The 20,104-nt window shown below is 62.0% G+C and carries 18 protein-coding genes; 11 read left to right on the forward strand and 7 right to left on the reverse strand.

What is annotated here, in order from left to right:
- Positions 1-42 precede the first annotated feature (42 nt).
- The 3 genes from CPI83_RS13835 to CPI83_RS13845 form a co-directional block, all read right to left on the reverse strand.
- Positions 43-1,569 (reverse strand): ABC transporter substrate-binding protein, encoded by a 1,527-nt coding sequence (locus CPI83_RS13835; protein ID WP_041686151.1) that lies wholly within the window; start codon positions 1,567-1,569, stop codon positions 43-45.
- A gap of 136 nt (positions 1,570-1,705) precedes the next feature.
- Positions 1,706-2,680 carry an ABC transporter ATP-binding protein gene (locus CPI83_RS13840; protein ID WP_020907850.1) on the reverse strand — a complete coding sequence of 325 codons (975 nt, stop codon included), beginning with the start codon at positions 2,678-2,680 and terminating at the stop codon, positions 1,706-1,708.
- Positions 2,680-3,591 (reverse strand): ABC transporter ATP-binding protein, encoded by a 912-nt coding sequence (locus tag CPI83_RS13845; protein ID WP_232816923.1) that lies wholly within the window; start codon positions 3,589-3,591, stop codon positions 2,680-2,682. The genes CPI83_RS13840 and CPI83_RS13845 overlap by 1 nt, the downstream gene beginning before the upstream one ends.
- Positions 3,592-3,866: 275 nt before the next feature.
- On the opposite strand from CPI83_RS13845, the gene CPI83_RS13850 reads away from it, so the two are divergent.
- Positions 3,867-4,424 (forward strand): QsdR family transcriptional regulator, encoded by a 558-nt coding sequence (locus tag CPI83_RS13850; RefSeq protein ID WP_092763941.1) that lies wholly within the window; start codon positions 3,867-3,869, stop codon positions 4,422-4,424.
- A gap of 84 nt (positions 4,425-4,508) precedes the next feature.
- Here the strand turns inward: CPI83_RS13850 and CPI83_RS13855 are convergent, their stop codons facing one another.
- Complete coding sequence (locus tag CPI83_RS13855) at positions 4,509-5,330, reverse strand: class II glutamine amidotransferase (RefSeq protein ID WP_097387346.1); 822 nt, start codon at positions 5,328-5,330, stop codon at positions 4,509-4,511.
- 21 nt (positions 5,331-5,351) lie between these two features.
- Positions 5,352-5,795 (reverse strand): hypothetical protein, encoded by a 444-nt coding sequence (locus CPI83_RS13860; RefSeq protein WP_020969697.1) that lies wholly within the window; start codon positions 5,793-5,795, stop codon positions 5,352-5,354.
- Between the two features lie 337 nt (positions 5,796-6,132).
- Between CPI83_RS13860 and CPI83_RS13865 the strand changes: the two genes are divergently transcribed.
- From CPI83_RS13865 to CPI83_RS13885, 5 genes are all read left to right on the forward strand, one after another.
- The gene (locus tag CPI83_RS13865; protein WP_092763945.1) at positions 6,133-6,861 is read left to right on the forward strand and encodes a hypothetical protein; all 729 of its coding nucleotides are present in this window, start codon (positions 6,133-6,135) and stop codon (positions 6,859-6,861) included.
- Complete coding sequence (locus tag CPI83_RS13870) at positions 6,858-7,472, forward strand: class F sortase (RefSeq protein WP_232816924.1); 615 nt, start codon at positions 6,858-6,860, stop codon at positions 7,470-7,472. Before CPI83_RS13865 ends, CPI83_RS13870 begins: the two co-directional genes overlap by 4 nt.
- Positions 7,473-7,565: 93 nt before the next feature.
- Positions 7,566-8,366, forward strand: coding sequence for a bifunctional hydroxymethylpyrimidine kinase/phosphomethylpyrimidine kinase (gene thiD, locus CPI83_RS13875; protein ID WP_003946192.1), 801 nt, complete (start codon positions 7,566-7,568; stop codon positions 8,364-8,366).
- A 48-nt stretch (positions 8,367-8,414) separates the two neighbouring features.
- Entirely contained in the window at positions 8,415-10,898 is a 2,484-nt protein-coding gene (pepN, locus tag CPI83_RS13880) for an aminopeptidase N (protein WP_097387348.1), read from the forward strand.
- A 65-nt stretch (positions 10,899-10,963) separates the two neighbouring features.
- Positions 10,964-12,253, forward strand: a complete 1,290-nt coding sequence (locus tag CPI83_RS13885) for an alpha/beta hydrolase-fold protein (RefSeq protein ID WP_007731985.1) — start codon at positions 10,964-10,966, stop codon at positions 12,251-12,253.
- On the opposite strand, the gene CPI83_RS13890 is transcribed toward CPI83_RS13885, so the two are convergent.
- The gene (locus tag CPI83_RS13890; protein ID WP_097387349.1) at positions 12,215-14,482 is read right to left on the reverse strand and encodes a DUF2254 family protein; all 2,268 of its coding nucleotides are present in this window, start codon (positions 14,480-14,482) and stop codon (positions 12,215-12,217) included. The two genes, CPI83_RS13885 and CPI83_RS13890, sit on opposite strands and share 39 nt — an antisense overlap.
- Before the next feature lie 4 nt (positions 14,483-14,486).
- The gene (locus CPI83_RS13895; protein ID WP_029538163.1) at positions 14,487-16,622 is read right to left on the reverse strand and encodes a DUF2156 domain-containing protein; all 2,136 of its coding nucleotides are present in this window, start codon (positions 16,620-16,622) and stop codon (positions 14,487-14,489) included.
- A gap of 139 nt (positions 16,623-16,761) precedes the next feature.
- Between CPI83_RS13895 and CPI83_RS13900 the strand changes: the two genes are divergently transcribed.
- From CPI83_RS13900 to CPI83_RS13920, 5 genes are all read left to right on the forward strand, one after another.
- Positions 16,762-17,376: a CoA pyrophosphatase gene (locus tag CPI83_RS13900; protein WP_021333501.1), complete on the forward strand. Its 615-nt coding sequence runs from the start codon at positions 16,762-16,764 to the stop codon at positions 17,374-17,376.
- A 109-nt stretch (positions 17,377-17,485) separates the two neighbouring features.
- On the forward strand, positions 17,486-18,085 hold the full coding sequence (locus CPI83_RS13905) for a CDP-alcohol phosphatidyltransferase family protein (RefSeq protein ID WP_020907837.1): 600 nt from the start codon (positions 17,486-17,488) through the stop codon (positions 18,083-18,085).
- Entirely contained in the window at positions 18,082-18,948 is an 867-nt protein-coding gene (locus CPI83_RS13910) for a DUF881 domain-containing protein (RefSeq protein WP_092763951.1), read from the forward strand. The genes CPI83_RS13905 and CPI83_RS13910 overlap by 4 nt, the downstream gene beginning before the upstream one ends.
- A gap of 13 nt (positions 18,949-18,961) precedes the next feature.
- Positions 18,962-19,312: a DUF1290 domain-containing protein gene (locus CPI83_RS13915; protein ID WP_003946178.1), complete on the forward strand. Its 351-nt coding sequence runs from the start codon at positions 18,962-18,964 to the stop codon at positions 19,310-19,312.
- A 3-nt stretch (positions 19,313-19,315) separates the two neighbouring features.
- Positions 19,316-20,095 carry a DUF881 domain-containing protein gene (locus CPI83_RS13920; protein WP_019748558.1) on the forward strand — a complete coding sequence of 260 codons (780 nt, stop codon included), beginning with the start codon at positions 19,316-19,318 and terminating at the stop codon, positions 20,093-20,095.
- Positions 20,096-20,104: the final 9 nt, after the last annotated feature.

The following is a 20,104-nucleotide window of genomic DNA, read 5'->3' on the forward strand; positions in this document are numbered from 1 at the left end:
GCTCGGGGGCCAACGAATTCTCTTGCGATACAACGGTCGTCGTCATGACTTCGAGAGGTACGTCAGATTGGGGGAGCCGTTCAGTGCGGGAACGGCCCCGTGGACGTTCTTCGTGTAAGCGACCACGTCGGGAGTGAAGTACAACGGTACGTACTCAGCGGACTTGATCACGACTTGATTGATCTGTTTGACGATGTCGAGCTGAGCGCTTTCGTCATACGTGTTGTTCAACAGTGCGATCAACTTCTCCAACTCCTCGTTGGGAACGGAATTCTGCCGGAAGTACGACCGCGAACCCAGCGAGGCTTCGAAATTGAGCGGTGCGGATGCTCGCGTGGGCCATCCCACGCTGAAGACGTCCGCGCTGTTGTGTGCGACGAACTCCGTAATCGCCTGAGGTCCACTCATTTCGACGAAGTCGACCTTGATGCCGACCTTCTCCCACTGTTCTCCGACAAGGACCGCGTTGGTCGAGTACGGCGGTAGATTGCCTGCTAATCCGCGCACGGTGACCCCGTTCGGATACCCAGCCTCCGCTAGCAGCGATTTGGCCTTCTCCGGGTCGTACGGCCATGCATCTTCGGTTTCCTCGTCGTAGAACTGCGAACCGGGAGGATATTGACCGAAGGCCGCAGTACCTTCCGCGCTGTCCAGTGCGGCTCGCGCAATTGCTTTGCGGTCGAGCGCATACTGCATCGCCAGACGAACCCGGACGTCGTTAACCACGGGGTTCTTGTTGTTGATCACTACGAGCGCAACTCCGAGTCTCGGGTCGTGACTGACGTTCAGGTTGGGATTCCGTTCGAGGATCGGAGCACTCGACGGTGTGAGCCCGTATGCAAAATCCGCGGCGTTCGATGTAAGGGCATTTGTCAGCGCTGTGGGGTTGGAGATCACCTGGATCTGGATCTTGGCGAGCTGGGGGTTTGGAGGACCTGCCGGTTTGTAGTCGTCGAATCGACTGAATGTGTACGAACTGTTCGGGACTGCGCTGGTGAACGTGTACGGCCCGGCGCCTACAGGCTTGTTGGCGAAGTCCGTCCCGGCCGCTGTCAGTGCAGTGGGGGAGACAATCATTCCCAGTCTGCCGTTGAGCCACCCTGGTAAGCCGGAGGTAGGTGCGCTCAACGAGATCTTTATCTGATCCGGGGACGTTGCTTCGACGCTCTTGATCGTCGGGACGGAAACGATTCCGAGACTCAAGCAGTGTTCCATGCTTGCCTTGACTGCTGCTGCATCGAGAGTTGTTCCGTCGTGGAAGGTCAAGCCGTTCTGCAACGTCATCTCGAACGTGAGGTTGTCCGGTCCGGAGAAACCCCACTCGCTGGCGATTCCGGGCCGCAGTTTCTGGGTGGCAGGTTCAGCATCGATCAGTGGTGCATACATCAACTGTAGGTAGTCGATGTCGTATCCGATGTTTCCCGCACACGGGTCGAGCGAAGCTGGGACGTGTGAAGTCGCGACCTTCAGTTCGGCGTTCGGATCAGCAGGTCCGGTACCGCCGGCGGTACCGGTGGCGCTGCTCGAACAGCCGCTGAGCACGAGGGCAGAAAGTGCGAACGCAGCCACGAGGATATGGGGTCCACGCTTCCCATGATTCTGGAAGCGTGTGATCGGATATCGGGATCGCAAAGACAGACGTGGATTCATATGGTGGACTTTCGCTTTGGTCTTCTCGGAATGGGGAGACTGACGCGGCACGCATTTACTGCGGCAGGTTCGAGATGCCGGTCGATGTGGCCGGGGACGATAGATGGCACGCGGAGCTGTGTGCGGAATTCGAGGCCGCGCGAAGTGCCGGCGATTCCGACGCGCAGCGATCCATCGCAAACGGACAGCGGGTGCGGAATCGACAGCCCGAGGGTGGATTACGCGGGTCGGGTAACTCCCCGCGCACCAATGCTTTTCGACGACTGCGGCGCTCGAGTTCGATGTGCGGGGCCGCGGCGAGAAGTGCCTGCGTGTAGGGGTGCGACGGAGTCCTCAGGACCGTGGCAACCGGTCCGATCTCGACGATTCGCCCGAGGTACATCACCGCGACGCGATCGGCGATCCGTGCCACCGAACCCAAATCGTGCGAAATGAAGATGTACGTGAGGTCGTGCTCATCCCGGAGCTCGGCAAGAAGTTGCAACACCTCTTCCTGCAGTGAAACATCGAGGGAAGCAACAGGTTCGTCGCAGAGAATCAAGGGTGCCTTGGAGGCAAGTGCGCGAGCGATGGTCACGCGTTGGCGTTGGCCGCCGGAGAGCTGGGTCGGGAGACGGTCGGCAAGCTCGGCGCCGAGACCGACTCGACGCAACAGCTCGACGGCTTTCGGCCGCAACGACTGCGGGATGCGTACGCGTCCTGGCGCCATCGGCTCGGCCACGCAAGCCCAAGAGGCCATCCGTGTGTTCAATGCAGACGTGGGATTTTGAAAGATGAGATGGGACGATCCGCCCTTGCCGAAAGCCGGGCTGTCGAGGTTCGTCGTGATGGAGCCTGCGGCTGTACCGACCAGGCCGGCCAGAGCGTGGGCCGTCGAAGATTTTCCCGACCCTGATTCACCGATGATCGCCAGGGTTTCACCTCTGTGCACGGAGAAGCTGACGTCGTCGACCGCTCGAAGAGTTTTGCGCCCTCGTCCGTACTCGACGGCCAGATTCCGAACATCGACGATGATGTCGGTGTTGCGCATCAGCTCACCAGTCCGAGCAACTGGAGTTCGGAACTGCGATGACATCTCGTTGCCGATTCCGGTGATCCGATCAGAGGTGGATGATCGGATGCGCAACGCTCCTCGGAGTAGTTGCACCGGGCGACGTATCGGCAACCCACGCCGTCAGCACGGGCGCTGGTGGTGAAATCGCCTCGAAACTTGGGTGATCGGTAGGAGATGTCTTCGAAGGTCGATCGTGCCGCCTCGAGAAGGCTGAACGTGTACGGATGCGCGGGCCGGCGAAGCAGCGCGTCCCGCGGCGCGACGTCGACGATCTCGCCGCGAAACATCGTGACTACTCGATCCGCGACCTCGGCGACAACCGCTAGGTCGTGACTGATCAACAACACGGCAAGATCGCGTTGTTCGGCCAGTTCTCGAAGGAGATCGACAATCTGAGCTTGGATCGTCACGTCGAGCGCTGTTGTCGGTTCGTCTGCGATCAGCAACTTCGGACCGCACGCCAGGGCCATCGCGATCATCACCCGCTGACACATCCCACCGGAAAGCTCGTATCCGTACGACTTCAAGGTTCTGTTCGGGTCGGCCAGACCGACCTGGTGGAGAAGATCTGTAGCTACGTCCTCCGCGTCGGCCTTCGTGATGTCGCGGTGGGCCTTCAACACATCGACGATCTGGCGACCGATGCTGACGGAGGGATTGAGCGCCGAACTCGGGTCCTGGAACACCATACTGACGTCGCGACCGCGTATTTTCCTCAACTCGGCGGCGGGCAGGCCGACAAGTTCCCGTTCCTCGAAGCGGATACTTCCGTTGACTGTCGCCGTGCGTGGCAAGAGCCCGAGCAGAGCGAGTCCGGTCAGTGTCTTTCCGCTCCCACTCTCGCCCACGAGGCCGGTGACCTCGCCGGCTCCCAACTCGAAGCTCACTCCGTCGAGGAGCCTGTTCGAAATCGTTTCTGTCCCAATGTCAACCGTGAGATCTCGGACTTGCAGAAGTGGGCTCATCGTCGAGTCGTCCACTGGTGATCGTTCATCGCATTCCTCCGTAAACAACTGAATTGTTGTGACTGGAATCACGTACCGGGGAACCATAAACACTCACCTGCAACAAAGTCAATGAATGTTGCAACGATTGTCGTTGATGGCTCTCGTTCGCTGTCTCCGGCTACCGACCAGCACGTCGTCAGGGATACATTCACTGCATGGCCGAGACACGTGACGTTCGCGCGGAGGCGTTGAGTGCTGCCCGCCGACAGTTCGCAGCCGGAAAACCGCTCGATGTGAATGCTTTGGCTGCCGAGTTGGGCGTGGATCGGACTACGTTGTTCCGGCGCGCAGGGAATCGCGACACGATTACCGGGGACGTGCTCGATTCTCTGGCGCGTCGAACGTGGCGAATGGGCCTCGCGGAGTGCGGCGGAAGCGGAGCGTCAAGGGTTGTCGACGTCCTCACTTACCATGCGCGGGCGACGATCGAGACCGAATTCTTCCGGGCATATTTGACTCGCGAGCCGCAAAAGGCGCTATGCATACTCACTACTGGACTCGGGCCGATTCAGGGGACGATGGTCGAATCCGTGCGGAGGCTGATCGAAGCCGAAATACCGGAGCAGATTCGGCCCGACCTGCCCGTCGAGGACATGGCATATCTGCTGGTTCGCGTGGGTGAGTCGTTCATCTACAACGATTTGCTCACCGGTGGCACTCCGGACGCAGAGAAGGCTCGCCTGGCGTTCCGGCTCATCCTCTCGCGTGACTAGCGCGCCGAGTTTTCGTTTTCTAAATTTTCGTGAAAGCGCTTCGAATGTAAGCTATTTCACAGCTATGCTGGTTGTGTGACAAACTCAGGCGGGTGGGATCGGCGCGAAGTTCCGCATCTCGTCCCGTCCGGGCCGGATGACGCCTGCGGCGGATTCGGGAACCTCGTTCCAGGCGCCGGGAAGGTCGCGCAGAGGCTCGGATACAACGATTCGGGTCTCCTCGCTCAGATGGTGCAGGGCTTCCACCTCTGGATGGAGCTTGCGCAGCGTGGAAATCTCGGTGGAGAAGTACAACGATCTCGACTGGTGCTTGCTCGAATAGCGAAAGATCCAGGTGGAGACGCCATCCGACGTAGCAACGGTCATCTGGACCGGATCGTCGATACCCTGCGAGCGAGCCGTGTGCTCGACAAATCCAACGGCCCTCGCGACACCTTCGAACGGATCGTCGGTCAGGCCGAACGTCAGCGCGAGGAAGAACAAGGTTTCCGAGTCCGTCGATCCTTCGAGATCCGGAAAGAGCGACGGATCAATGGCAGTCACCAATTCCCTTTTCATGTCGTGGAATCCGCGTAGTGAACCGTTGTGCATCCACAACCAATTGCCGTGCCGAAATGGGTGGCAGTTGCTGCGCTGCACCGCAGTTCCCGTCGAAGCGCGCACGTGGGCGAACATGAGAGGGGTGCGCAGTTGAGAGGTGACCTCGCGCAGGTTCGAGTCGTTCCACGCGGGTTCGATGCTCTTGAACACTGCTGGTTGGGGCCCCTCCCCGTACCAACCGATTCCGAAGCCGTCGCCATTCGTCGTCGTTGCCCCGAGTTGAGAATGCAGGCTCTGGTCGATCAGCGAGTGCTGTGGTCGGAACAGCAAGTCATGGGCGAGTATCGGTTCTCCCGAATACGCCATCCACCTACACATGCTTTCAACTCAAACAGATTGAGTCGGCGTTGTCGGTGCATGCGCAGCGGCGTGCGTCGTCTGGGTGGGCTTCCATGTCGACACAGCCCAGATCACGACGATGTTCAGCGCGATGATGAGAGTCGACCACCAGGGGTAATACGGCAGCCACAAGAAGTTCGCGATGATCGAGATCGCACAGATCACGACTGCCGATACCCGCGCCCACGCCGTTCCGGTGAACAGTGCGAGACCGACGAGAGCGACGAGCGCGCCCAGCACGAGATGGATCCAACCCCACGTCGTCAGGTCGAATTGATAGACGTAGTCGATCCCGACTACGAACACTTCGTTTTCGGCGACGGCAGCGAGTCCTTGAAAGAACTGCACGATGCCGACCGTCACCAAGATGACGGCTGCCCCGATCGATGTTCCTACCGCGAAACCCTGCTTGACTGACGTTGTATCCGACATGGCGGTTTCCCTTGATTCGGAGGGGTGACCGGACACGTGCCCGGCACGTTGTACCGATCGTTGTTCCACCGGCCGACTGTCGTGAAACGGAAATGCCGGTCCGGTTCGGTGAGAAATCAGTGCGTTCTGCTCCGATGTGCGGGCGAAATGTAACTTCTGGCCCCTGTTGATGCGATGTACCCCTTGCCGGAACGCGTGTGCGGAGGAATTGCTCGTAACCGAAGTTCACAGAAAACAAGAAGAATTCGGCACGGAATTCGACCTATTTGTCCAGCTGTACTGGTATTTTGACTGAATTGACCGGAAGCTACGGTCCGCGGAAAAGAGTAGCGAGAGAATGACGATCTTCGGCAGGCGTTCCGCGGGCATCTCCGCGACGGCCTTCGTCTTGGCAGCTGTTGTATCGACGGCACTTCCCGCGGTGGGATCGGCAGCACCAGTCGCACTCACCCACGCGTGCACTCCCGAGATCAACGACAATTCGATGTCACTTGATCCGGCAGTGATCGACGGTTGGTACGACATCTCGACTGGTTCGCCGGGAACGAAGATCAACTCGATCGAGGCTTGGCGGACAGTGCCGGGAGACATTCTCGAGTTTCGCGCAGCGGTGACGATCAGAGCCCACGGAAGTCCCGTCCGAGGGACCCTTCGGATCGACGGCGCCGGCTTGACCGGAGATCAGGATCTGATCTCCAGAATGACGTTGACCCAAGATCTCGGTCGCTCAGGATCAACGGTCACCGATGCCGACGACGGCTCGGTCATTCCGGTTCGTGCCAAGCTTGCATTCGACGTCACAACTCCTGGACAAGTGGCACAGAACCAGACGGTCAACCTCTCGGCAGTCAAGATTGTCTTGGCAGGCGACACCACCGATCCGGGAGGTGAATGCCCCGGCCCCGGCCCGGGCCCCGGCGGTGGGAATGGGAGCGGCGGCGGGAATGGCGGTGGTGACGGTTCCGGTGGGAACGGTGGGGATTCCGGTGACGCACTTCCCGGTCGTGACGTCGGAAGCCGAGTACCAATTTCCCAGATTCCGTCCGGCCCGACTTCTCGCCCGTGACAGCGGCACCTGGATTCACGGTCCGTCGAACATGGGCCGCTGTAGTAGTGGCGACAATGCTCTTGATCGGCGGATGTTCCGACGACGGCGACTCGCCGACCCGCGTCCTCGCGACCGGCCAACAAGATTTGCCGCCAGAGATTCGCGCTGTGGTCGACGGTCCGGATGTCCCGACCACGCTTCGCATAGTCGACAGCACCGGTGACGTTCTGTCGATCAAGACGACGACAGACGGCTCGCTCATTCCGCCCGAGGATGTCAGTGAGATCGGATGGTGGGCAGATTCGGCATTCCCGGGCTCGGGCGCGGGCACCGTGGTGATCACCGGACACATCAACGACATCTATCAGGGTGACGGTTTCGGAAAGAAGTTCTCGACACTGGAAATCGGCTCGATCGTGACCGTGGCGGGCGCCGGGGGACAGACCTGGAACTACCGTATCGATGCGGTCGATCACTACGGCAAGGACGGCGAGCTGCCGGTCGAGCGATTGAACAGCCTCGACGGACCGGAAACCCTCGCGCTGATCACCTGCGGCGGCGAGTTCGTCGGTCCACCCTTCGGTTACGAGGACAACGACGTCGCGTGGGGAACTCCGGTGCCCGCATAGCCGAAAACCAGACGTCGGAACGGTTGATAAACTGGGCCCCGCGTTCGTGGCCATCCACGCACGTTTCGAAAGTCCGAAGAAGGAGATTGTGCTGTGGTTGACCTCGCCTATGTCATCGCTGGGTCCGAAGCGACTGGCGGTGCCGGCCTGCAGGTCGACCTGAAGACGTTCCAGGCATTGGACGTCTACGGCGTAGCGACCACCACATGCATCGTCTCGTTCGATCCCAAGAACAACTGGGGTCATCGCTTCGTGCCGATCGCTCCTGACGTGATCGCTGATCAGATCGAGGCTGCCACTGCGGCTCACGACCTGGACGTCGTCAAGATCGGCATGTTGGGCACTCCCGCCACGATCGAGGTTGTGGCAGAGGGTCTGCGTCGGCAGTCCTGGCGCCACGTCGTCCTCGACCCGGTCCTGATCTGCAAGGGCCAGGAGCCCGGCGCGGCTCTCGATACCGATACAGCACTTCGTGATTCGATCCTCCCGCTCGCCACCGTCGTCACACCCAACCTGTTCGAGGCACGCACCCTCGCCGGAATGGACAGTATCGAAAGCGTGGACGACCTCATCGAGGCCGCACGTCGTATCCACGACCTCGGACCCAAGTACGTGCTCGCAAAGGGTGGTGTCGAACTCGCCGGTGGCGACGCCGTCGACGTGTTGTTCGACGGGACCGACGTGACGGTTCTCTCCGCCCCCAAGGTCGGCGAAGAGCGCGTCTCGGGTGCCGGTTGCACGCTGGCCGCCGCAGTGACCGCCGAACTGGCAAAGGGCGCCGACGTGGGAGAAGCCGTCGCTCTGGCCAAGAAGTTCGTCACGGCGGGCATCGAAGGCCGCGTCTCGGCACACACGCCGTTCGACACCGTCTGGCAGGGCGCTTTCAAGGGATAGGCACACTGCGGCTCACATCGCCGCGCGCGGCCTGGCAGGATCGAGTGCGTGAGTACTGCGAACCTGAATCGAAGCGAAGTCGCCGAACGATCTCGAACCATCGACGTCACCAGGTACCGGGTGGAGTTGGATCTGCGATCGGCGGCGGACTCTGCCGCGAAGACCTTTTCGACCGTCACGACAATTGATCTGACGTCGTCGGCGGAGTCCACGTGGCTCGACTTCATCGGTGCTGCAGTCGATTCCGTGGACGTCGACGGTGCGTCGATTCCGGTGGAGTACGACGGGTCCCGGATCGTGCTGCGCGGACTCGGCGGATCGAACGTCGTGCGAGTGGCAGCTCACGGCCACTACAGCCGTTCCGGCGAAGGGCTGCACCGATTTGTCGACGACGCTGACGATCAGACGTATCTGTACACGCAATACGAGCCTGCCGATGCCAGGCGTGTTTTCGCCTGCTTCGAGCAGCCGGACCTCAAGGCGCCCTTCACATTCGAGGTGACAGCACCTGACGGCTGGGAAGTCCTGTCGAATCAGCCCGCGACCCAGACTCTCTCCGTGGACGGTGCGCAACGCGTCACTTTCGCCCCGACGCTGCCGATCTCGACCTACATCAGCGCGATCGCGGCCGGGCCGTATCACCGCGTGGCGTCGTCGTGGAGTCGCGGCGAACTCACTGTCGAGTTGGGTGCGCTGTGCCGGGCGTCGTTGGCTCCACACCTCGATGCGGAGAACGTTTTCGACATCACCCGTCAGGGGCTGGACTTCTACGCCGAGCACTTCGACTATCCGTATCCGTTCGGCAAGTACGACCAGATCTTCGTCCCCGAGTACAACCTCGGCGCCATGGAGAACCCGGGACTGGTGACCTTCACCGAGGCGTATGTGTTCCGCGGCACCGCAACCGACGAGCAGCATCAGCGTCGCGCCAACACGATCCTGCACGAAATGGCGCACATGTGGTTCGGCGATCTCGTGACCATGGTCTGGTGGGATGACTTGTGGCTCAAGGAATCCTTCGCCGACTTCATGGGATCGCTGGTCAGCGCCGAAGCCACTCGCTTCACCGATGCCTGGGTAGCATTTGCCATCAAGCGAAAGGCGTGGGCGTACCTCCAAGATCAGCTGCCGACCACGCATCCCATCGTCGCCGACATCGTCGATCTCGAAGCTGCAAAGCTGAACTTCGACGGAATCACCTACGCCAAGGGCGCTAGTGTCCTCAAGCAACTCGTGGCTTTCGTCGGCCGTGACGCGTTCTTCGAAGCGGCACGACGGTACTTCAAGGCCCACGCCTTCGGGAACACCACGCTTGTTGATCTGCTCGACGTGCTCGCGGAGACTTCTGGACGTGATGTGCGCGAATGGGCCCGAATCTGGTTGCAGACCACCGGAGTGTCCACGCTGTCGCTCGACGGAACAGACCTGGTCCAGACGGACCCGAGGCCGCACCGGCTCGCAGTCGGAATCTACGACTACAACGAGTCCGGAGATCTTGTTCGCACCGAACGCGTCGAACTCGACATCACCGAATCCCGCACGTCGGTTGACCTTCCGCCCGGAGCGCTCACACTGCTCAACGACGAAGACCTCACCTACGCGAAGGTGCGATTGGACGCGGAATCTCTGTCCACGGTCGAGGCGTCCCTGGACCGCGTGAGCGATCCGCTTGCGCGCGGTGTGATCTGGTCGTCGCTGTGGAACTCGGTGCGCGATGCGCAGCTCTCGGTGTTCCGATACCTCGACATGGTGGAACGATTCGCTCCCGCAGAGACAGATCTTGCGATTCTCAGCGCGATCCTGACCGATGCCCAATACGCGGTTCTTCACTACGTTCCGAAAAGCTTGCGGCCCAATGTCAGTGCGGGCTGGTTGGAAACGACCTGGAAGGCGGTGTTCGAAGCCGAACCGGAGTCCGGAAGACAGCTGGCGTGGGCACGGGCTCTGTCGGCCGCAGCAGCGGTCAACGATGCTCGTGCCGGCGAGCTGCGGTCGATACTCGACGGCACGTGCCCGGGACCGGTCGGACTGGCTCTCGATCCTGATCTGCGGTGGGCATTGTGGATCGCCCTGTCCGCGACCGGGCATGCGAGTGTAAGCGACTTTGACAGTGAGCTGAGCAAGGACAGCACGTCAGCGGGTCGAACGGCGTACGTCCGCGCCGCGGCGTCGATTCCCGATGCCGAGACCAAGGCGGCTGCCTGGGCGTCGGCGACCACCGATGCCTCACTCTCGAACGACCGCCTGGATGCGACGATCGCCGGATTCCGTTCGGGCACGGACCCGTCGTTGATCGAGGGATATGCGGTCGAGTACTTCTCGTCCCTGGGGAAGTGGTGGTCCGAACGCAGCATCGAGATCGCGCGACGGTTGGTGAACGGGCTCTTCCCGGCAGCTGAAGACACCTCTGCTGTCGATTCCTGGATCCAGGCCAATGCGGAGGCGCCCGCGTCGCTGCGGAGGCTTGTTCTCGAGCGTCGGGATCACCTGGCCCGAGACCTACGTGCCCAGGCGTCGAACGCAGTGATCTGACGCCATCAGCTCCGAAATGTCCTGTTCTTGGATATTGTCTAAACAGGGCTGCGACGGGAGACGACGTGCACACGATCACGGATCTGTCGCTGGTCACGGGCCCGGTTCCGCCCGTGGTGACGGTGCTCGGAATTCTGGCACTTCTGTGGCTGATCTTCTCGAGATCGAGGCGTCACGTGCTGATCTCGATTCCGGTCTGCATCGTCGCGGCAATTGCGATCACTCTCGTGCTGTACTGGCTGATCGAGAAGGTGTGGCACCCGTTCCCCGATCCGATTGCCCGTCCGGTCTACGTGTGGATCGGGTTGGGCATTCTCGGCGTGCTGCTGGGTGTTTCGCGGGTCTTTGCGGCGACGCGGATCGACGGCCGCGTGCTCACCGTGGTCTCCGTGCTCCTGGTGGTCGTGTCGAGCGCGGCTCACGTGAATCTGCAGTTCCAGTCGTATCCGACGTTGGGAACAGCGCTGGGACTCTCGGACGCGGAGAAGGTTTCACTCGCCGACCTGGACGACGGCAAGGACGGGGCGGTACCGGTTTCGCAATGGAAGGCTCCAGCGGACATGCCGTCGGCCGGCAAGGTCAGCACGGTCACGATTGCGGGGACGGTCTCCGGATTCAGCGCCCGCGACGCCGAGATCTACCTACCGCCCGCGTATTTCACCAACCCACGACCGGAGTTGCCGGTGTTGGTACTGCTTGCCGGCCAACCAGGCGCGCCCGAGGACTGGCTACAGGGCGGACGTCTCGTCCAGACCATGGATGCCTACGCCGCTGCGCATTCGGGCTTGGCTCCCGTTGTCGTCGTTGCTGACGGGACCGGGTCGGAACTGGCGAATCCGCTCTGCGTCGATTCCCAACTCGGGAACGTCGCAACGTACCTTTCGCGCGATGTCCCCGACTGGGTGCGCGGGAACCTCCAGGTGGATCCCGACCCGAGGAAGTGGGCGATCGGGGGACTTTCCTACGGCGGTACCTGCGCGTTCCAGATGGCAACGAACTTCCCCGCGGTATATCCGACGTTCCTGGATCTGTCCGGTCAGATCGAACCCACCCTCGGTGATCGGAAGCAGACGGTCGATGCAGCGTTCGGCGGTAACGAAGCCGCGTTCGTGGCAGTGAATCCGCAGGATCTGCTCCGGGAGAAGAAGTTCCCCGACAGCGCCGGAGTGTTCGTGGTCGGCAAACAGGACAACGACTACCGCCCAGGTCTTCAAACGCTCTACGAAGCCGCAAAAGCCGCAGGGATGGACGTCCAGTACGCCGAGGTCGACGGAGGACACAGCTTCCAGGTGTGGTCGGCTGGACTGGCGAGTCAATTAGGTTGGCTGGGAACGCGACTCGGCCTGCCCGGATGAACGTTCGTCTGGAAGTTCCGAAGACCCGATGATCAGCGGGTGAATTCTTCCGGTCGCCCCGGCTTCGGAGCCCAATCCCTGCGGATCTGCCACACTCGCGAGCCGAAGGTCGAGTGCGCCGGTCCATTCTCGGGTCAATTGCGCATCGAGTGCGTCGACGCGCTCGAGTAGCGGAGGGTGCTGGTCCGGCGGGCAGGCTTCGAGCAAGGTCGCGAATACCGCGCGTAGACGGCGCTGGACCTGCGCGGAATTGGTACTGAAGTGCCGGATCTCGTCGGTGGCGACGGACACGTAATCGGTCCAGGTGCGTTGCTGCCCTCGGATCAGCGTGAGATCCGAGGTTGACGTGTCGAAGCGGACCCGCGGGGCGAGAAGTACCAGAAGATCTTCGATGTGGTCGAGAGCCTGCACGGCTCGGCCCGGGTCGTTGATGGCGGGTGACAGTGCCTTGAGCGCGATGTCCACGATCGACTGAAGCGCTGCACCGGGGCTGACGACCGGGCTGTGCGTGTCACCGAAGATCAAGCACGACATCAAGGTATCAGGACGTACCTTCAGCGACGGTCCGCGTACCTCGAAGAGGGGCGCGTTCTGGGCGACGAACTCGCCGATGCTGGGGACGACCTCGACCGAGACGTCCCAGCGGCTCGCCAACCGCTGCAGTCGTGCGAGATCGATCGCCAGCAGAATCCGGCCGTCGGGTGAGAGGTGGCGCAGGCGAATCACCAGTGCGTCGGCGCTCTCGGAGGTTTCGGACTCGCGCGGTTGGGGGAGGGGGAGCGGCTGACTGGGTTTCGGTGCGCCGGAAGGTAAGTCCTCGTACAGCGGATAGGCACGAATCGTCGCGCTGCGACCCTGGGCCGCTATCCAACGCAGCAACCGACTGGAATTGAGGATCGACCCGACCTTCGCCACCAACGCGATGAACAGGATCGCACTGGCCAATGCCAGAAGCAGTGCGATCGCCGTGGAGATGGTCGGTGAGGAATTCTCCGAATCGAGCGCCAGATCGAGCGCAATGATCAAGGAGAAGACGAACGTGGCCAGAAACATGCCGATCGACCACCGCATCACTCGCTGTTGCGCAAGCATCGGGACCACCCGCACCGAAATCTGCGAGGCGCCGAACTGCATTGCGAGGGTGATGGCGGTGAACACCAGACCGGTGAGAGTGATCATCCCGCCGGCGATGACGCTGAGCAGCGTTGCGGTGGCCCCGGCGTCCACGCCCTCGGAAATGGTACCGACGTCGCCGTCGCTCACCAGGTCTCCGTCGATTCCGACGAGGATGTTCGCGGTGACGACGGACAGCACGACGAGGATCACGGGGAGGCGCCAGACCGGGACTGTTCGTAATCGTCGGCGAGTTCGGCGCCAGCGAATTCTGTCCGAAAGCCGCCGTGATAGTCCGACTTTCGTCGTAGGCGTCGTGGTGTCGACGACGGGGAGCGGTGGTGGGGTCGGGGGAGTGGAACCGAAACTTCCCGACACCGTTTCCTGAACGTAGATCTTCGCGTGGATCATCGGCTCGCGATACCGCTGCTCACGGGCGACTGCCCGGCTCATCTTGGCGGGCTTGTCGCGGTAACGCGAACGCGCCCACGGCGCACCCGGGCGACTCAACCGAATTGCTCCGACCAACAGAAGTGGGGTGAAGAACAGTCCGATCAAGCCGGTCCAGAGTTTGCCCTTCATCAACGTGATCACGGCGAGTCCGAGTTGGATCACGATCGCGACGACAACGCCGATCAACGTCGCCAGGCTACGGTCCTGCTCATACGGGTCGAACTCTCCGGCGAACCCGATCGGGTGGACTCCGAGAAGGAAAAGGAACGAGATCGCGATGGCAACGAACACCGCGTCGATCGACGAGCGACCCTCCTCGGCCCAGTAGACGTCGCGCAGATGTAGCACGAGTGCGTACTCGTCGAGGACCAGCGCGCTGCCGATACCGAACACCGACGCAAGAACACAGTTGGCGATCGGCGTGTGATAGTCGGCCAGAGCGATGAAGGCAAAGCCGGACACGAGCATCATCATCAAACCGAAAACCATGTGGTGGATGTGCATTCCACCGGGCGTGACATTGCCTGGCCACCACGAGACCTCAGCTCGGATCATTCGAACGCTGAACCGAATGAACAGGAACGTCAGGACAAAGGCGAGCAGAAGGAAGAACAGCGGGAGTCTGCCGGTGTCGACGACCGTGTGCTCGAACCAGGACCGCACGGCGTCAGCTCTTGCTGGTGGCGAGCTTGATCAGCTGAGGAGCCGTCGCGTCCGGAAGGTAAGCACGCGTGAGCGCGATTCCGATTCGAGGCAGGTCGGCCTCGTCGCGGAAACACAGGAAAACGGGTTCGTATCTCGGCTTGAACTTCTTCTTGAACGCGTGAAGAGACCGGAAGCCGTAGAGCGGTTCCATCGCGGCTCCGAGCATGTCGAGCAGGCGGTCCATCGATGCGGCGTCGGCGCCGTCGTCGCTGCGGGCCAGCGGCGCGCCGGACAGTGAGACGAATTGGGCACCTTGTTCTTTGAATTCGAGGGCCGACGATGCGATGAGGAACTCGACCACCGGCCGGAAGCCGTCCGGGCGTCGACGCATGACGTCGAGCGTCCAACCCCGGACCACGCCGCCTTCGCCGTACACCGGCAACCACGAGGTGACGCCGTGAATACTTCCCGTCGGGTCGACGGCCAAACCGACCCGGACGTCGCGATCGAGCGCCTCCTCGACGCTGCCGAGGGTGAACCCCATCTCGGGGAGTCCCTTGTCGCCCACCCATTCCTCGGATATAGCGCGCACCTGAGCCAATACGGAGAACGGCTCGTCTGCCAGTGTTGTCATCCGGAAGGTGATGTCGTCCTTCTTGGCCTTGTTGAGCGCCGAGCGGATGTCCTGCCAGGACTTTCCGGTGAACTGCAATTCCGGCAGGTCGACGATCGTGTCCTCGGCGACCTGAACGGTGCGCCACCCCCGCCGTGTGGCGGCATCGGCTGTTTCCTTTCCTACGGAGAACAAGCAGGGAGTGAGGCCGTTGGCTTCGGACATCGTCGTGAACTCGTCGACCGCCGCGGCAAGTCGCTCGGGGCTCGCTATCGGATCGGCCAGCACCACGACGACACCGACATGCCGTTGGAATGCAACGACACTCTCACCCGACTCACCGAAGTAGTAACTGTTGCCGTCCCACGTCGTCATCCACGACATGGTTCCGCCGCCGTGCTGTTTGAGCAGTTCCCGCGCAGTGGCGCGAGGATCGTTCCCGGACAGCGGTCCGCCTCGAATCTTGCGCCGCATCGGCACGTGAAAAGCGTGACGGCCCTTGATCAACAAGATGAGTTCGAGAAGCCAGAGCAGCGCGGTACCGACCGTGACGGCTCCGGCGCTTTCGTAGTCGAAGAAGATGACCGAACCGAGGACGAGGGCGGTGGCCAAGACCGTCAGAGAGCCGAACACCACGGCAACCCACCAGGCCCAGCGGCGACCTCGTCGCAACTGATCCGCGATCAGTGCAACGATGATCACGTCGACCAATGCGGTCCAGCCCGAACCGGTTTCGGCTTCCGTCGGCCCGAAGGGTCCACTGCCGGGGAACAACCACACGGCGATCTCGACCACTCCGATCAGGAGCAGGCCGATGAATCCGAGCAGACGGATCTCGCGTCGCGTTCGGGGGATGAACCCGCGCTCTCCGTCACCGAAGAACTTTTCGCCGACCGGAAGGAAGATCGCGACCGCGATGAGGTGCTGTACGTCGGCGAGGCGACCTTCGAAGAGAAAGGCGATCGCGATGTACGCGCACAGGATGGCGCGCACTCGCATTCGCCAGGGCGAGCGCAGAGTTGCGGTGGTCGCGGCGAGTGCGGCGATGATTGCGGTGGTGACGCCGACGTCGCGGTGGGTGGCGAGGTTGCGAGCCCAATCCCAATCGGTGTGGCTGCCCGCCCAGAGGAGGAGCGATGCACCCAGTTCGCCCGCCAACTGACCGCTGATCGTGACGATGGCCGCGTTCTTGGTTCCCAGGCGCCACTCGCACCAGCCGACCGCAAAGGCAAAAACGACGATGATCGAAACATACTGACCCGGCGTCAATCCGAAGAACCAACCCGTGACGAGAGTCCACCACTTACCTTCCTGCAAGGCAGGGACTCCGTAGGCGATGTCGTCGAACCACGAGTAGGTACGGACGTGATTCCACAAGGCGCCGGTCGCGATCCCGACGACGGTGATGGTGAGCACGACGATCGAGGTGAACGGCACGCGCCGCAGGACGCTCAGCGCGTCGGAGGCAAAGCGAGAGGCCCGATTCGGCGCGCCAGGCGCGCTCTGGTCGGTCTGCGGGGTGGGGGTCTGGGACTGCTCAGCCATCGAGGTTCTCTTCTCGCCATGCCGCACGGTGGATTCTGCCTGTTCAGCATGACAGGAATACAGACCGATAATCAGGCGAAGCGGTCAAAATGGACGAGACTGGCTGGGGGTCTCAGTCTCGTGGCGCTACTGTCGAGCCATGGTGAACGGAGATTTACTGAATCGGGACCACCTGGTCGCCTCACTTGCCGCTTTCGAACCTCGGTCGGTCGAATTGGACGGAAGGCGCTCGGCGTCGGTGGTCATCGTCGTCATGCGGACTGCGGACGGAACACCCGTGTTCCCGGTGACGAAGCGGCCGAGCAAGATGCGCGCTCACCCCGGTCAGTTCGCGTTGCCAGGCGGAAGCGTCGACCCGGGTGAGTCTTCCGAACAAGCAGCGGTTCGGGAGCTGTCCGAAGAGTTGGGCGTCGACGTCCCTGAGTCGAACATCATCGGCCGGCTCGACGACTACGTCACCCGTTCGGGATTTGTGATCCGACCGTTCGTCGTCTGGTCCGGTGAGGACATCGGGGGACTGGTACCCAATTCCGACGAGGTGGCCCAGGTGTATGCCGTGACGTCGGAGGAACTCGACGTGGACTCGCGCTTCGTCACCATCGAGGAATCACCGAACCCGGTGATCCAATGGCCTTTCCGAACGAGCCTGATCCATGCGCCGACCGGAGCCGTCATCTATCAGTTCCGCGAAGTGCTGAACGGACGGAACACGCGCATCGACAACCTCGAGCAGCCGGTGTTCGCCTGGCGATAAGGTCAGCTCGACACGCTCGGGACAGTTCGGGCTACGGCGCCTCGGCGAATAGTCCGTCGTGCTGTGGAAAGCTGGCCGCACGGCAATCGAAAGACGCGAGGTGTGTGCAGTGAACTCTGGCGAACAAGAACTGGTCCCCACGGATCGGATTCTCACTGTTCCCAACGTGCTCAGTATCGTGCGTCTACTCGCTCTGCCGCTGTTCGCCTACCTGCTGCTCGTCACGCACTCGGACGGCTGGGCATTGGCGCTGCTGATGCTCAGCGGGTTCACCGACTGGCTCGACGGCAAGTTGGCCAGGGTGCTCGGGCAGACCTCGCGTCTGGGAGCGCTTCTCGACCCGCTGGTCGACCGTCTCTACGTCGTCACGACGCTGGTCACCTTCGTCGCCCGCGATTTCATTCCCTGGTGGGTCGCGGCGATTTTGATCGGCCGTGATCTTCTACTCGCGTTGACGCTGCCGATCTACCGCCGGCGTGGACTGCCGCCGCCCGAGGTCATCTACCTCGGCAAGGCTGCGACCTTCCTCCTGATGTTCGCGCTGCCCTTGATTCTTGCCGGACACGGAGACTGGGCCATCGGACCGTTCACCCATGCCTTCGGTTTCGCTTTCCTGATCTGGGGAACCGTCCTGTACGTGTGGACTGCCGCGATCTACGTGCTCAAAGCCGTTGACGTTGCGCGAACGCACGAGGTCGTGCGCCGATGAAGTCGACCGGGGAGGACGTCCGTCGTAACCCGGTACCGTCGCTGCTTCGGTCGCTCATGACCGAACATCTCGATCCGGGCTACGAAGCGACGGCATTCGAACGCCAACACGAGCACACGACGAACAGATCCTCGAAGACGGGGCCGTGGCTGGCCCTCGGTGCACTGTTGATCGGGTTCATCGTCACGGTCTCTGCAGTTCAGGCCACCAAGCAGGTGACCGGCACCGAGGAGGTTCGAAGCGAGTTGGTCGCCAAGGTCCGTGACGCGGAGGATCGAATCGATTCGCTGGCCGCGTCCCGCGATTCACTCGGCGGCGACGTCGACGCCGCCCGTGGCGTGGCGCTCGAAGGCGATGCCAGAGGCAGCGCGGTCCTCGATCAATTGCGAGCGGTCGAATCCGGCGCGGGAGCCGAAGCCGTTCACGGGGAGGGGCTGGTGGTGACGTTGACTGACCCGGCCGGGCGCCCGAACCTCTCGGATGCGTCCCAGCGCAGCGTCGGCGGTAAGACAGTTGTCCTCGATCGCGATCTGCAGACCGTCGTCAACGCCCTGTGGGCTGGCGGAGCGGAGGCAATCGCCGTCGGCGGCGTGCGAATCGGGCCGACGGTGACCATCCGTCAGGCGGGCGGCGCGATGCTCGTCGACAACCAACCTGTCTTCTCGCCGTACCGCGTCGAGGCGATCGGCGACACGCGCGCGCTGCAGCGAGAGTTCGTCGTCAGCGACGCCTACGTGAGAATGTCGAGCGTCTCGCAACTGTACGGAGTCGGTTTCGCAGTGGCCGAGGACGAATCGTTGACACTGCCGCCCGCGACGCCTCGTGCGGTCCGGGTGGCAACAGAACCCACAGAACCCAAGTGACAGAAGGAGTTCGATGAAGGCCGGTTCCGCCCTGTACGGACTCGCAGCACTGGTCGTCGGCATCGTCTTGGGCGTCGTTTTCAGCCCGCAGGTGCCCGACGTCATCCAGCCCTATCTTCCGATTGCTGTCGTTGCGGCACTCGACGCCGTCTTCGGCGGACTACGCGCGTATCTGGACGAGATATTCGACGCAAAGGTGTTCGTGGTCTCCTTCGTCTTCAACGTGCTCGTCGCGTCGTTGATCGTCTGGCTCGGCGATCAGTTGGGTGTGGGTACTCAACTCTCGACGGCAATCGTCGTCGTGCTGGGTATCCGGATCTTCGGCAACGCAGCGGCATTGCGACGACGACTGTTCGGAGCGTGAGCCATGTCCGACCACGCAGCGACTGACCCCGAAGAACCACCAGTGACGACTACGGGAGAAGGTCGTCACGAGTTGCGTTCGCCGTCGAAACATCGCACGAACGTGGTGTTCGCGATCCTCGCCGCCGTGCTTCTGGGTGTGCTCGGTGTCGCGATTGCCACACAGGTACGCAGCACCGTGGCCGGAGATTCACTCGACGCCGCGCGCCCTGCCGACCTCCTGGTGGTTCTCGACAACTTGAATCGGCGTGAAGCCGCGCTGAGGCAGGAAGTCGCGAATCTTCAGGAATCGCTTGCCACTTTGGAAGCCGGCGGCAACACCGGCGCAGCGCTCGACGAGGCGCGGGCGCGGCTGACCTCGCTCTCCATTCAGGTGGGGACCGCTCCTGCTACCGGACCGGGTGTGACGATGACCCTGACGGATCCAGCAGGGGGCGTCGGCTCCGAAGTGATTCTCGATCTCATCCAGGAACTACGTGCTGCCGGGGCCGAAGCCATCTCGATCGCAGGTGCGAACGGCGAACCCATTCGTATCGGCGTGAACTCGTGGGTGAGTGGGCGCGGCGGCGAGATCGAATTGGACGGAACCCGGATCGAGCAGCCGTACACTGTGACCGCGATCGGGGATCCACCGACGTTGGCAGCAGCGTTGAACATTCCCGGAGGCGTTTTCGACAACGTCGCACGCAACGGCGGAACTTCCTCAGTCGACCAATCGCAGCAGGTCACGATCTCCGTCTTGCGACAATTGAATCCGCGCCAATACGCTCAACCCGGAAATTGATCTTTTGCG

The organism is Rhodococcus sp. H-CA8f (genome assembly GCF_002501585.1).
Lineage (GTDB): Bacteria > Actinomycetota > Actinomycetes > Mycobacteriales > Mycobacteriaceae > Rhodococcus_F > Rhodococcus_F erythropolis.

Bases quoted from the DNA above. Each gene is read 5' to 3' on its own strand.
- CPI83_RS13840 (WP_020907850.1), bottom strand. From the start codon at position 2,680: ATGCGCAACACCGACATCATCGTCGATGTTCGGAATCTGGCCGTCGAG.
- CPI83_RS13850 (WP_092763941.1), top strand. From the start codon at position 3,867: ATGGCCGAGACACGTGACGTTCGCGCGGAGGCGTTGAGTGCTGCCCGC.
- CPI83_RS13855 (WP_097387346.1), bottom strand. From the start codon at position 5,330: ATGGCGTATTCGGGAGAACCGATACTCGCCCATGACTTGCTGTTCCGA.
- CPI83_RS13860 (WP_020969697.1), bottom strand. From the start codon at position 5,795: ATGTCGGATACAACGTCAGTCAAGCAGGGTTTCGCGGTAGGAACATCG.
- CPI83_RS13865 (WP_092763945.1), top strand. From the start codon at position 6,133: ATGACGATCTTCGGCAGGCGTTCCGCGGGCATCTCCGCGACGGCCTTC.
- CPI83_RS13895 (WP_029538163.1), bottom strand. From the start codon at position 16,622: ATGGCTGAGCAGTCCCAGACCCCCACCCCGCAGACCGACCAGAGCGCG.
- CPI83_RS13900 (WP_021333501.1), top strand. From the start codon at position 16,762: ATGGTGAACGGAGATTTACTGAATCGGGACCACCTGGTCGCCTCACTT.
- CPI83_RS13910 (WP_092763951.1), top strand. From the start codon at position 18,082: ATGAAGTCGACCGGGGAGGACGTCCGTCGTAACCCGGTACCGTCGCTG.
- CPI83_RS13915 (WP_003946178.1), top strand. From the start codon at position 18,962: ATGAAGGCCGGTTCCGCCCTGTACGGACTCGCAGCACTGGTCGTCGGC.
- CPI83_RS13920 (WP_019748558.1), top strand. From the start codon at position 19,316: ATGTCCGACCACGCAGCGACTGACCCCGAAGAACCACCAGTGACGACT.